This window comes from Streptomyces sp. NPDC101160 (genome assembly GCF_044768205.1).
Classification (GTDB): Bacteria; Actinomycetota; Actinomycetes; order Streptomycetales; family Streptomycetaceae; genus Streptomyces.
On record NZ_JBIWPJ010000004.1, the window covers coordinates 41,740 to 54,475 of the forward strand.

The following is a 12,736-nucleotide window of genomic DNA, read 5'->3' on the forward strand; positions in this document are numbered from 1 at the left end:
GTGCGCGAGGTGTACGTGACGGGTGAGCGTTACGCGGAGGGGTGCGCCGCGTCGTAGGCGGCGGTCAGCTCCCGGCACTTCTTGACGTCGTCGGCCATCGCCACGAGCAGGTCGTCGAGGGTGTCGAACTTGAGCATCCCGCGCACGTAGGCGAGGAAGTCGACGGCGACGTGGAGGCCGTACAGGTCCAGGCCCTCGCGGTCGATCGCGTACGCCTCCACGGTCCGCTCGGTGCCGTCGAACTGCGGGTTGGTGCCCACCGAGATCGCGGCGGGCATCCGCTCGCCGGCGGCGGTCAGCCAGCCCGCGTAGACGCCGTCGGCGGGGATCGCGGTGTGCGGCAGGGTCTCGACGTTGGCCGTCGGGAAGCCCAGCTCGCGGCCGCGCTGGGCGCCGCGCACGACGACGCCCTCGACGCGGTGCGGGCGGCCGAGGATCTCGGCCGCGCCCGCCATGTCGCCCTCGGCGACGAGGCGGCGGGTGAGGGTGGAGGAGAACGGCTCGCCGCCGCCGGCGGCACCGGTCACCCGCAGGTCGATGACCTCGACCTCGTAGTCGTAGGTGGCGCCGAGCTCGGCGAGGTACGCGACGTTGCCCGCGGCGCGGTGGCCGAAGCGGAAGTTGGGGCCCTCGATGACGCGCTTGGCGTGCAGCTTGTCGACGAGGACCTTCACGATGAAGTCGGCCGGCGACAGCTGCGAGAACTCCGCCGTGAACGGCAGGACCAGGACCGCGTCCACGCCGAGCTCGGCCATCAGCTCGGCACGCCGGTGGTGCGGGGCGAGCAGCGGCGGGTGGCTGCCGGGACGGACCACCTCGGAGGGGTGCGGGTCGAAGGTGACGACGACGGAGGGGACGCCGAGATCGCGGGCGCGCTCGACGGCCCGTCCGATGATCAGCTGGTGCCCGCGGTGCACCCCGTCGTAGGAGCCGATGGTGACGACGCTGCGTCCCCAGTCCTCGGGGATGTCCTCCAAGCCACGCCAGCGCTGCACTGTGACCGCTCCTCGTCCGCCTGTACCCATGTCCACGTGTACGCCCGCGCCTGTCGGCGCTGGTCTAAGACTGCCATGAGCATGCGGCTTCGTCGGCATCGGCATGGTGTTGGCCATGTCTCTCAGCTCCCCGCGAATAAAGCGGGAGGCGCCGGTTCCGGGGGCGGCGAGCACGGGGGCGAGGGCGGCGCGGGGCGCGGGGAGGCGCAGCAGGCCGGTGACGAGGGGGTGCAGGACGCAGCGCACCTCCGGCCCGTCCTCCAGCCGCCGGTCGACGAAGGCGGCGACGAGCGGGGCGCCTTCGGGGTGCGCCTCGGCGTACTCGGCGACGAGGGCGGCGGCGCGGCGGGCGAGGCGTGGGGTGTCGATTTCGGCGAGGACGCGCAGGACGGCGGCGGGTTCGTCGCCGAGGAGCCGGCGGCGCAGGGCGTCGAGTACGGGCTCGGGGTGGGTCGGGAGCGCGGCGGCGAGGGCGGCCACGGGCACGTCGGGGTCGGCGGCCGCGCGCGGCAGGAACCGCCCCCGGCAGTCCGGGTCCCGTACGAGGAGGCCGAGCGCGGCCCCGTGCAGCGCCCGGTCGCCGGGCCGGGCGAGCAGCGCGAGGGCCGCGTAGCGCAGGGTGCTCCGGTCGGTGGCGGCGGTGGCGTACGGGGCGACCAGCTCGCCGTACGCCGCTGCCGCCGCCCGGCGCTCGGGCCGCCCGTCGTCGTGCGCCCACCGGTCCACGGCCCGGCACAGCGCCGCCGGCTCGTCCTCGGCGAGCGCCCTGAGCAGCCCCTCGGCGAGCGGGTGCGCGGTCGTGACGAGCGCCTCGCACAGGTCGTCCACGGCCGCCGCCCGGTGGGTGTGCAGCAGCGCCTGGGCGGCGGCCCCGACGGTGGCGCCGGGCGCCCCGGCCAGCGCCCGCTCGTCGCCGAACCAGCGGCACAGCAGCGGCTGCACCCCGCGCGGGTCGGCCACGAGACGTTCCGCGACCAGGTCGAGGAAGCGCTCGTCGGGCACGGGGTCGGCGCCGACGAGCCGTCGCAGCAGATCGAGCCGCTCGTCCTCGGCGACCTTCAGTCCCCGCCAGAACCCGACGCCGAGTCCGGGCAGCGCGCCCACCGCCCCGACGCGGTCGGCGATCCGGCGCAGCACCGGCAGATACGGCCGCGGGTCCGCGGTCCCGTCGAGGAACCCGGCGAGGAGCCGCGAGGCCCACCAGGCGCCTTCGGAGACCGCGCCGGCCCGGCCCTCGGGCGCCTGCTGTCGCCCGCCGGCGGCTTCGGGAGCTTCCGGGCCGCCGGATTGCGGGCCGCCGGATTCCGGTCGGCCGGATTGCGGGCCGCCGGATTCCGGGCCGCCGCGCGGCGCGGCAGGCCGGTCGGGCCCCGTCGGCGCCTCCCCTCCCCCGGTCGCCGCGAGCGCGTCCGCCAGCCACTCGAGGCGGGGCGTCAGGCCCTCCGGGCCGTGGTCGCGGTGCAGGTGGTGGAGGGCCTGGAGGACGGGTCCGATGCGGTGGCGGGGGACGGGGAGCGGGGTCGGCGGGTGGACGAGGGTGGGGAGGGCGCGGTCGAGGTCGAGGTGGACGGCCTGGAGCCAGTCGGCGAACTCCTCGTGGGCGAAGCGGTAGCCGGGGCCGGCGGGGACGAGGAGCGATTCGGTGAGCACGGCGGGGGCCCAGCCCGTGGCCCAGGGGAAGAGCTCCTCGAAGGACTCCCGGTCGAGTTCGCCCTGGCCGGGGCCGAGGCAGCGGCGGGCGGCCTCGTGGACCTGGCCGCAGACGCGGGCGGCGAGGCGGCGGACGGCGGTGCCGCGCAGCACGGGACGGCGGGCGGCGGCGATGCGGACGGCGACGCGCAGGCACATCAGGTCGAGGTGGGCGGCGAAGATCTCGTCGCGCCCGGGCCGGCCCGGCAGGTCGCCGCGGGCCGCCGCGCGCAGCTCGCCGAGAAGCCGGAGGGCGAGCGGGTGCCGGGCGTCCGCCTCGGCGATGCCGTCGTCGGGTACGCCGTGCCGGCGCCGCGCGTCCGCGGCCTCCGCCTCGGTGAGGTCGCCGAGGCGGACGGTGGCCGGCTCGGTCCCGTACAGCGTGCTCGCCTGCTCCCAGTGCTCGGGCCGGCAGGCGACGACCATGCGCGCGCCGTGGGCGGTGAGCCACTCCTCGGTCGCGGTGGTCCAGGCCGCGAGGCGATGGGCGAGCAACGGCGGCATCTCCTCGGGCGCGTCGAGGAGTACGAGCAGCGGCCCGAGTGCGGCGGCCTGCTCGGGCGTGACACCGGCCGGATCCCCGGGCACTCCGGACGCGGCGGCGATCCGCCCGGCCCGCCGCAACGCCCGCCCCACGGCATCGGCCACGCACCGGTCACCGGCCCGCAGATCGGCCCCGCGCAGCCACAGCGTGGGCGCGGGCACCGGCCCACGGGCGCGGCGCGCGGCGAGCGTGGCGAGCGCGGTGGTCCGCCCGCTGCCGGGCACGCCGACGACGGCCGTGACGGGAGCGTGGCCCGGCTCCCCGGGACACCCGGCGCGATCCGGGCCGGGCACCGTGATCCGACCTCTGTCCGAGCCCTCGCCAAGCCCACCGGGCCGCCCGTCGACGAATCCCCCGGCCGAACCGGGCGCCGTGGTCCGACCGCCGCCCAGCGGTTCGTCCGGGTCCGTGGACCGCTCATCGCGGAACCCCTCGGCCGGGCCGAGCGTGGTCGGCCGGGCCCCGTCGGGGCCGCCGGGTGGATCCCCGGCGGGTCCGACGGTGCCCGTGGCCTCGTGCCGCCCGCGGGGGAAGCCTCCGGCCGGGCCGGCCTCCGCCGTCCAGGCCGCCGCCAGGGCCTCGCCCAACTCCCCCAGTCTCCCGTCCGGGTACTCCTCGGTCTGACCGAGCGTGGTCGCCGTCAGTTCGAGTACTCCCGCCAGGTTCAGGTCCTGGCCGTAGCAGGGCGCGGCCGAGGCGTTGTGGTGGAGCAGGGGGGCCAACGGGCCGTGTGGGGGGATGGGGAGGGCGTGGCCGGCGGCGCGGTGGTTGCCGTGGCGGGCGGTGCCGAGGACGGCGAGGACGGCGCCGGTGGCGGGGTCGAGGACAGGGCCGCCGGCGGCCGGGCCGCCGGCGCGGAGGGCTTCGGCGCCCTCGGTGCCGATGGCCAGTTCGAGCGCGGGCCCGGCGGTCGGGCCGAGCACCCGGGCCTCGCGCCAGCCGTGCGCGGAGATCCGTACGTACGCGCCGGGTTCGAGATCCCGGCGCTGGGCGAGCGGCAGCGGGCGGCAGCCCAGGCCCTGGCTGCGGACGAGGGCGAGGCCGGTGCCGGGCAGCGGGGTGATGTCGCGGGGGCCGGTCCGGCAGGTGCGCCCGTCGGGGGCGCGCAGGAGCAGGGTGGCCTGGCCTTCGACGACCTCGTGGCCGGTCAGCAGCGTGCCGTGGAGGTCGACGGGGAAGCCGGTGCCGACCGGTCGCCCGGTCGGATCCTCGATCCGCACCAGTGCCGCCCGGTCCCCGCTCCCCATGGTTCGCAACGGTAGGGCGGCGATGATCGCCGAGTGAAGCGCGCGAGTCGAACGCGCCCCCTCTCACTCCCCCCTTTCGCTTCGAGCGCCTACCCGGGAGGGTGAAAAAACCCGAAGGGGCGGGCACGCCTGCGCGTGCCCGCCCCTTCGACGGTCCGACGGAGCTCAGCCGAAGACGGCCAGGCTCTTCGCCTTCCCCCGCTGGTCCTCGACCAGCGCGAGCAGCTTCCCCTCCGGCCCGAAGACCGCGACGGGCCCCTTCGGGTACTCCGGCATCTCCAGGCGTACGCCGTTGAGCAGCAGCCGGGCCCGCCTGGCGTCGACGTCCCAGCGCGGGAACGCCGCCTCGGCGGCCTCGGCGACCGGCATGACCGTCAGGTCCTCCTGGAGCTGGTCCAGGGTCCGGGCGCTGTCCAGCTTGTACGGGCCGACCCGGGTGCGGCGCAGCGCGGTCAGATGGCCGCCCACGCCGAGCCCGGCGCCCAGGTCCCGGGCGAGCGCCCGGATGTACGTACCGGAGGAACAGACGACGGAGACCACCAGGTCCACGACCGGAGTGCCGTCCTCCGCGCTGGCCTCGCGCACGTCGTACACACGGAAGGAGGAGACGGTGACCGGCCGGGCCGGGATCTCGAACTCCTCGCCGCCGCGCACGCGCGCGTACGAACGCTTGCCGTCGATCTTGATCGCGGAGACCTTCGACGGCACCTGCATGATCTCGCCGGTCAGCTCGGCCACGCCCGCGTCGATCTGCTCGCGGGTGACCTTCGACGCGTCGACCGACGCCGTGATCTCGCCCTCGGCGTCGTCGGTGATGGTGGTCTGCCCGAGGCGGATCGTGCCCAGGTACTCCTTCTCGGTCAGCGCGAGGTGACCGAGCAGCTTGGTCGCCCGCTCCACGCCGAGGACGAGGACGCCCGTGGCCATGGGGTCGAGCGTGCCGGCGTGGCCGACGCGGCGGGTCTTGGCGATCCCGCGCATCTTGGCGACGACGTCGTGCGAAGTGAAGCCCGACGGCTTGTCGACGATGACAAGGCCGTCGGGCGTCTTGCCTACGGTGCTCATTCGGCGGCTTCGTCCTCGCCCGGCTTCTTGTACGGGTCGGCCTCACCGGCGAAGCGGGCGCCCGAGGACGCCTCGCGCACCGCGGCGTCCGAGGCGCGCGCCCGGTCGAGGAGGTCCTCGATGTTCTTGGCGGTCTCCGGGAGGGCGTCCGCCACGAAGGTCAGCGTCGGGGTGAACTTGGTGCCCGCGGCCTTGCCCACGGCCGAGCGCAGGATGCCCTTGGCGCTCTCCAGGCCGGCGGCGGCGCTCGCGCGCTCCTCCTCGTCGCCGTAGACCGTGTAGAAGACCGTGGCCTCCCGCAGGTCACCGGTGACGCGGGTGTCCGTGATGGTCACGTGCGTACCCAGGCGCGGGTCCTTGATGCCGCGCTGCAGCTTCTCGGCGACCACCTCCCGGATGAGGTCCGCCAGCTTCTTCGCCCGCGCGTTGTCGGCCACTGGTCCGTCTCCTTCTTTGCCTTGCTCATTCAGTCTTCATCAGTGTGGAGCCTGCGTCGCACCGAGAGCAGCTCCACCTCGGGCCGGGCCGCGACCAGCCGCTCGCAGCGGTCCAGCACGTCCGACACGAACCCCGCGTCCCCGGACACCAGCGCGACCCCGAGCTGGGCCCTGCGGTGGAGGTCCTGGTCGCCCACCTCGGCCGCGCTCACGGAGAACTTGCGCTGGAGCTCGGCGACGATGGGCCGGACGACGGAGCGTTTCTCCTTCAACGAATGAACGTCGCCGAGGAGCAGATCGAAGGACAGAGTCCCCACGTACATGCGGTGCCGGATGTCCCGCCGGTTCGGGTTCGACGTCCCACCGGGCCGACGCCCGGCGGGGGAACATCAAAACCGTACACGCAACGGCCGGGGCCGATCGACGGAATACTTTCCGCCGACCGGCCCCGACCCGAGTCGCGACTCAGCGTTGCGTGTTACACGCGCGGCTTCTCGCGCATCTCGTACGTCGCGATGACGTCGTCGATCTTGATGTCGTTGAAGTTTCCGAGGTTGATACCACCCTCGAAGCCCTCGCGGATCTCGGTGACGTCGTCCTTGAAGCGGCGCAGACCCTCGATGTTGAGGTTCTCCGCGATGACCTTGCCGTCGCGGATGAGGCGCGCCTTGGTGTTGCGCTTGACCTCGCCCGAGCGGATGAGGACACCGGCGATGTTGCCCAGCTTGGACGAGCGGAAGACCTCGCGGATCTCCGCCGTACCGAGCTCGACCTCTTCGTACTCCGGCTTGAGGAGGCCCTTGAGCGCCGCCTCGATCTCCTCGATCGCCTGGTAGATGACCGAGTAGTACCGGACGTCGACGCCCTCGCGCTCCGCCATCTGCGCGGCACGGCCGGCCGCACGGACGTTGTAGCCGATGACGATGGCGTCGGAGCCCATGGCCAGGTCGATGTCGGACTCGGTGACCGCACCCACACCACGGTGCAGGACGCGGATGTCGACCTCTTCACCGACGTCGAGCTGGAGCAGCGAGGACTCGAGAGCCTCGACCGCACCGGACGCGTCGCCCTTGATGATGAGGTTGAGTTCCTGGACCTGACCGGCCTTGAGCACCTTGTCGAGGTCCTCGAGGGACACCCGGCGGACGCGCTTGGCGAAGGCGGCGTTGCGCTCACGCGCGGCGCGCTTCTCGGCGATCTGGCGGGCGGTGCGGTCCTCGTCGACGACGAGGAAGTTGTCGCCCGCACCCGGGACGTTGGTGAGACCCAGGACCAGGACGGGAGTCGACGGGGTCGCCTCCTCGACGTTGTTGCCCTTGTCGTCGAGCATCGCGCGGACACGGCCGTACGCGTCGCCGACGACCATCGTGTCGCCGATGCGCAGCGTGCCTCGCTGGACGAGGACGGTCGAGACCGCACCGCGGCCGCGGTCGAGGTGGGACTCGATCGCGATGCCCTGCGCGTCCTGGTTCGGGTTGGCCCGCAGGTCGAGCGAGGCGTCGGCGGTGAGGACGACGGCCTCGAGCAGGGAATCGATGTGCAGACCCTGCTTGGCGGAGATGTCGACGAACATCGTGTCGCCGCCGTACTCCTCGGCCACCAGACCGAACTCGGTGAGCTGACCGCGCACCTTGACCGGGTCGGCACCCTCGACGTCGATCTTGTTGACCGCGACGACGATCGGGACGCCGGCGGCCTTGGCGTGGTTGAGCGCCTCGATCGTCTGCGGCATGACGCCGTCGTTGGCCGCGACCACGAGGATCGCGATGTCGGTCGACTTCGCACCACGGGCACGCATGGCGGTGAACGCCTCGTGACCCGGGGTGTCGATGAAGGTGATGCGACGCTCTTCGTCGTTGACCTGGGTCGCGACCTGGTAGGCACCGATGTGCTGGGTGATGCCACCGGCCTCGCCCGCGATCACGTTGGTCTTGCGGATCGCGTCGAGGAGTCGGGTCTTACCGTGGTCGACGTGACCCATGACGGTCACGACCGGCGGACGGGAGACCAGGGCCTCTTCGCCGCCCTCGTTCTCGCCGAACTCGAGGTCGAAGGACTCGAGCAGCTCACGGTCCTCCTCCTCGGGGGAGACGATCTGAACCTGGTAGTTCATCTCGTCACCGAGGAGCTGCAGCGTCTCGTCGGAGACGGACTGCGTGGCCGTGACCATCTCGCCGAGGTTCATCATGACCGCGACGAGCGACGCCGGGTTGGCGCCGATCTTCTCCGCGAAGTCGGTGAGGGACGCACCGCGCGACAGGCGAATGGTGTCGCCGTTGCCGCGAGGCAGCATCACGCCGCCCACGGACGGGGCCTGCATGGCCTCGTACTCCTGGCGCCTCTGACGCTTCGACTTGCGACCGCGACGCGCGGGACCGCCGGGACGACCGAAGGCGCCCTGCGTGCCACCACGGCCACCCGGACCGCCGGGACGGCCACCGAAGCCGCCGGGACGACCGCCGAAGCCGCCGCCACCGCCGCCGGGACCACCCGGACGACCGCCGCCGCCACCGGGACCACCGGGACGGCCGGCGAAGCCGCCGCCGCCACCGCCGGGACCGGCCGGACGGCCGGCGAAGCCGGGACGACCGCCGCCGCCGGGACCGGCCGGACGACCGCCGGGACCACCGGGGCCACGACCGCCGGGGCCGGGACGCGGGCCGGCAGCGGGACGCTGCGGCATCATGCCCGGGTTCGGACGGTTACCGCCGGGCGCGCCACCGGGACGCGGAGCCTGCGGACGGGGCATGCCACCCGGGGTCGGACGCGGGCCCTGACCCTGCGGACGCGGGGCGCCGGGAACGCTGCCCGGACCCTGCGGACGCGGGGCACCGGGGGCACCGGGGCCGCCGGGACGCGGCGCGCCACCCTGCGGGCGGGGCGTCTGCGGGCGCGCCATGCCGGTGGAGCCACCGGACGTGAAGGGGTTGTTGCCCGGACGCGGGCCGGCCGGACGAGCGCCCGGACGCGGGGCCTGCTGGCCGGGACGGGGGGCCTGCTGACCCGGACGCGGCGCCTGCTGCCCCGGACGGGCAGAGGTCGGACGCGGGCCGGGGGTGGCGCCACCGGGGCGCGGACCGGCGGCCGGGGCCGACGGAGGCGCGGTGAACTCCGGGGTGGTCGGAGCCGGGGCGGCCGGCGCCGGCTTGGGCGCGGGCTTCGGACCCGGACGGGGACCGGACGCGGCCGGAGCCGGGGACGGGGTGCTGCTCGCGGGCGCGGCCGGGGTGACCGGGGCCGCAGGCGCGGCGGGGGCCGGCTTGGGGGCCGGGGCGCCGGGCTTGGGGGCAGCGGGACGTGCCGCGGCGGCCGGAGCCGGTGCCGCGGGCTTGGGGGCGGGCGCCGCCTTGCGGGGCGCGCCGGGCTTGGCAGCGGCCTTGCCGGCGGAACCGCCGGGACCCTGCAAAGCGTCAGTCAACTTGCGCACGACCGGCGCCTCGATCGTCGAGGACGCCGAACGGACGAACTCACCGAGTTCTTGGAGCTTGGCCATGACGACCTTGCTCTCCACACCGAACTCCTTGGCGAGTTCGTATACCCGGACCTTAGCCACTTCGCTCCTTTTAGGTCCGGTTACCGCCGGACCGTCGCTACTTCATGGGCGTACTCATCGCGTACTCATCGAGTGCTCATCGCAATCTCGACCTACTTCCAACTCGCGAGGTACCTGACCGCACGGGGTTCCGTGCCGTACTTCTTTTTCACTGCGGTGCCGTCTCCTCGACGTGACGGCGCAACGCCGCCGTGTCGAGCGGTCCCGCGGTCCGGAAGGACCTCGGGAACGCCCGGCGGCGGACCGCCAGGTCGAGACAGTGCAAGGCGGGGTGCACATACGCACCCCGGCCGGGCAGCGTACCGCGATGATCGGGAACGCACTCGTCCTTATTCACCACGACCCGCAGCAGGTCGCTCTTGGCCGCTCGCTCCCGGCATCCCACACAGGTTCGCTCAGGGCACACGCGGGCATGCGTCCGGCCAGACACGATTAAGTCTACCTCCCCGTTCCGACCTCACCCGTTTGAGGCAAAAATCGAACAGTTGTTGGCCAAAAACGATCTCCGCCTTGCGGCGGGATCCCCAGGACCTCGGTCTCCCGGGCCCTCAGCCCTCCCGGCCGGAGGACTGGGCGGACTCGGCCGGCTCCGTGTCGGGACGGATGTCGATCCGCCAGCCGGTGAGCCGCGCGGCGAGGCGGGCGTTCTGGCCCTCCTTGCCGATCGCGAGCGACAGCTGGTAGTCCGGCACCGTCACGCGGGCGGAGCGGGCGGCCAGGTCCACGACCTCGACCTTGGACACACGCGCCGGGGAGAGCGCGTTCGCCACCATCTCGGCCGGGTCGTCCGACCAGTCGACGATGTCGATCTTCTCGCCCATCAGCTCCGCCATCACGTTGCGCACCCGGCTGCCCATCGGGCCGATGCAGGCGCCCTTGGCGTTCAGGCCCGAACGGGTGGAACGGACGGCGATCTTGGTGCGGTGACCGGCCTCACGGGCGATGGCGGAGATCTCCACCGAGCCGTCGGCGATCTCCGGCACCTCCAGGGCGAAGAGCTTCTTCACCAGATTGGGGTGGGTGCGCGACAGGGTGACGGACGGACCGCGGACACCCTTCGCCACCCGAACGACGTACGTGCGCAGCCGCAGCCCGTGCGTGTACTCCTCGCCCGGCACCTGCTCCTGCACCGGCAGGATGGCCTCGAGCTTGTCGTCCAGCTTGACCAGGACGTTCTTCGGGTCCTTGCCCTGCTGCACCTGGCCGGCCACGATGTCGCCCTCGCGGCGCGCGTACTCGCCGAAGGTGACGTCGTTCTCGGCGTCGCGCAGCCGCTGCTGGATGACCTGGCGGGCGGTGCTCGCCGCGATCCGGCCGAAGTCCGACGGCGTGTCGTCGAACTCCTTGGGCTGCTGCCCCTCCTCCAGGTCGGCGGGGTCTTCCTTCGCCCACACGGTCACGTGACCGGTGTGCCGGTCCAGCTCGACGCGCGCGTGGCGGCGGGCGCCGGGGACACGGTGGTAGGCGATGAGGAGGGCCGACTCGATCGCCTCGACCAGCATCTCGAAGGAGATTTCCTTCTCCTGTGCCAAGCCCTTCAGGAGCTTCACGTCGATGTCCACGGCTACGCCTCCTCTTCCTTCTTGTCCTTGCGGTTGAACTCGATCTCGACACGCGCCTTCGCGATGTCCGCGAACTCGACCCGGCGGGCGGTGGCCTTGCGTCCCTTCACGCCCGGCACCTCGGTGTCGAGGCCGTCCTCGTCCACGGCGATGATCCGGGTGACCAGCTCGCCGCCCTCGGTCAGCTGCAGCTTCACCAGGCGACCGACGGCGCGCTCGTAGTGGCGGTGCTGGGTGAGGGGGCGGTCGGCGCCGGGCGAGCTGACTTCGAGGACGTACTCGCCCTCGCCCATCACGTCCGTCTCGTCGAGCTTCTCCGAGATGACGCGGCTCAGCTCGGCGCAGGCGTCCAGCTCGACGCCCTCGTCCGAGTCGACGATGACCCTCAGCAGTCCGCGGCGGCCGGCCCGGGACACCTCGATCTCCTCGAGGTCGAGATCCTTCGCGGAAACGAGCGGTTCCAGAAGACCGCGCAGCCGTTCGCTCTGGGTGGTGCTCATCCGGGTGACTCCTCGGCCGCGTGTGCTGTTGTGGGTTCGTCGCGTGTCAGATCAAAGGGTATCCGGTCCCGGAGGGTGTTGCCGTCCACCGGGCGGGGCACGCGGGTACGCTCGCCTGCGGTGATCTTCGAAAACGTGAACGCGAGGGAGTGGCGTTGACAACGGTGAACAGACGCACGCTTCTCACCGCGGGCGCGGCGGGCACGGCGGCGGCCCTGACCGGGTGTACGGCCTCCCCCGACACCGGTCCGAGGAAGCCGGCCGCCGCCGAGCGGGCGGCGGCCGAGGAGGCGGCGCTGCGCCGGCGCTCGGCGACCGCCAGCCGCGACCTGCTGCTGCGGTACGACGCGGTCACCGGCGCGTTCCCGGCGCTGACGGCCCGGCTCGCACCGCTGCGGGCGGCGGTGGCGGCGCACGTGAAGGCGCTCTCCGAGGGCGGTACGGCCCCGGCGCCCGGCCCGTCCCGCTCGGCCTCCCTCTCCCCTTCCCCCGCTCCCTCCCGCTCGCCGGCGACGATCCGCGTCCCGGCCACTCCGGCCGCCGCGCTCAGCGACCTGGCCGCCGCCGAACGGGCGACCGCCGACACCCATGCGGCCGCACTGCTCACCGCGCCGCCCGAGTACGCCCGGCTGCTCGCCTCCGTCGCGGCCGCCGGGGCGGCGCACGCCTTCCTGCTGGCCGAGCCGACCGAAGGGAACCCGGGATGACCACGCTCGACGCCGCGCAGGCCGCGCTCGCCGCCGAGCATGCCGCCGTGTACGGGTACGGGGTCGTCGGCGGCCGCATCGGCCCGGCCCGGCGCGCCGAGGCCACCGACGCGTACGAGGCCCACCGGGCGCGCCGGGACGCGCTGCGCCGGACCGTGCGGGACCTGGGCGGCGAGCCGGTCGCCGCGGCCGCCGCGTACGAGCTGCCGTTCCCGGTGCCGGACCGGGCCGCCGCCGGCCGCCTCGCCGCCGTCCTGGAGGAGCGGGTGGCCGGCGTCTACTCCGACCTGGTGCGTTCCGCCGAGGGCCCGCTGCGCCGGGACGCGGCGGCGGCGCTGCGCGAGGCGGCGGTCCGCGCCGTCCGCTGGCGCGGCAGCGACGTAACCTTTCCTGGGCTCGCCGAACGGGCCACGGGCAGGGCCTGAGCCGATCTTAAG

The 12,736-nt window shown here is 73.9% G+C and carries 10 protein-coding genes; 2 read left to right on the forward strand and 8 right to left on the reverse strand.

Translation table 11 applies throughout. The annotated features are described in order from the left end of the window. Window positions 1-29: 29 nt before the first annotated feature. The 8 genes from ACIRSU_RS13240 to rimP form a co-directional block, all read right to left on the reverse strand. Window positions 30-995 (reverse strand): bifunctional riboflavin kinase/FAD synthetase, encoded by a 966-nt coding sequence (locus ACIRSU_RS13240; protein WP_403792529.1) that lies wholly within the window; start codon window positions 993-995, stop codon window positions 30-32. Between the two features lie 3,645 nt (window positions 996-4,640). Continuing rightward, on the reverse strand, window positions 4,641-5,540 hold the full coding sequence (gene truB, locus ACIRSU_RS13245; protein WP_403791568.1) for a tRNA pseudouridine(55) synthase TruB: 900 nt from the start codon (window positions 5,538-5,540) through the stop codon (window positions 4,641-4,643). After that, complete coding sequence (gene rbfA, locus ACIRSU_RS13250) at window positions 5,537-5,977, reverse strand: 30S ribosome-binding factor RbfA (protein ID WP_403791570.1); 441 nt, start codon at window positions 5,975-5,977, stop codon at window positions 5,537-5,539. Before rbfA ends, truB begins: the two co-directional genes overlap by 4 nt. 29 nt (window positions 5,978-6,006) lie before the next feature. After that, window positions 6,007-6,300 carry a DUF503 domain-containing protein gene (locus tag ACIRSU_RS13255; RefSeq protein WP_403791572.1) on the reverse strand — a complete coding sequence of 98 codons (294 nt, stop codon included), beginning with the start codon at window positions 6,298-6,300 and terminating at the stop codon, window positions 6,007-6,009. Window positions 6,301-6,455: 155 nt separating this feature from the next. Further along, window positions 6,456-9,530, reverse strand: coding sequence for a translation initiation factor IF-2 (infB, locus tag ACIRSU_RS13260; RefSeq protein WP_403791574.1), 3,075 nt, complete (start codon window positions 9,528-9,530; stop codon window positions 6,456-6,458). A gap of 148 nt (window positions 9,531-9,678) precedes the next feature. Beyond that, on the reverse strand, window positions 9,679-9,960 hold the full coding sequence (locus tag ACIRSU_RS13265; RefSeq protein WP_403791576.1) for a YlxR family protein: 282 nt from the start codon (window positions 9,958-9,960) through the stop codon (window positions 9,679-9,681). A 118-nt stretch (window positions 9,961-10,078) separates the two neighbouring features. Then, entirely contained in the window at window positions 10,079-11,092 is a 1,014-nt protein-coding gene (gene nusA, locus ACIRSU_RS13270) for a transcription termination factor NusA (RefSeq protein ID WP_403791578.1), read from the reverse strand. A 2-nt stretch (window positions 11,093-11,094) separates the two neighbouring features. Beyond that, entirely contained in the window at window positions 11,095-11,592 is a 498-nt protein-coding gene (gene rimP, locus ACIRSU_RS13275) for a ribosome maturation factor RimP (RefSeq protein WP_403791580.1), read from the reverse strand. Between the two features lie 155 nt (window positions 11,593-11,747). Between rimP and ACIRSU_RS13280 the strand changes: the two genes are divergently transcribed. After that, on the forward strand, window positions 11,748-12,299 hold the full coding sequence (locus tag ACIRSU_RS13280; protein WP_403791582.1) for a hypothetical protein: 552 nt from the start codon (window positions 11,748-11,750) through the stop codon (window positions 12,297-12,299). After that, the gene (locus ACIRSU_RS13285; RefSeq protein ID WP_403791584.1) at window positions 12,296-12,724 is read left to right on the forward strand and encodes a ferritin-like domain-containing protein; all 429 of its coding nucleotides are present in this window, start codon (window positions 12,296-12,298) and stop codon (window positions 12,722-12,724) included. Before ACIRSU_RS13280 ends, ACIRSU_RS13285 begins: the two co-directional genes overlap by 4 nt. The last annotated feature ends 12 nt before the right edge of the window (window positions 12,725-12,736 follow it).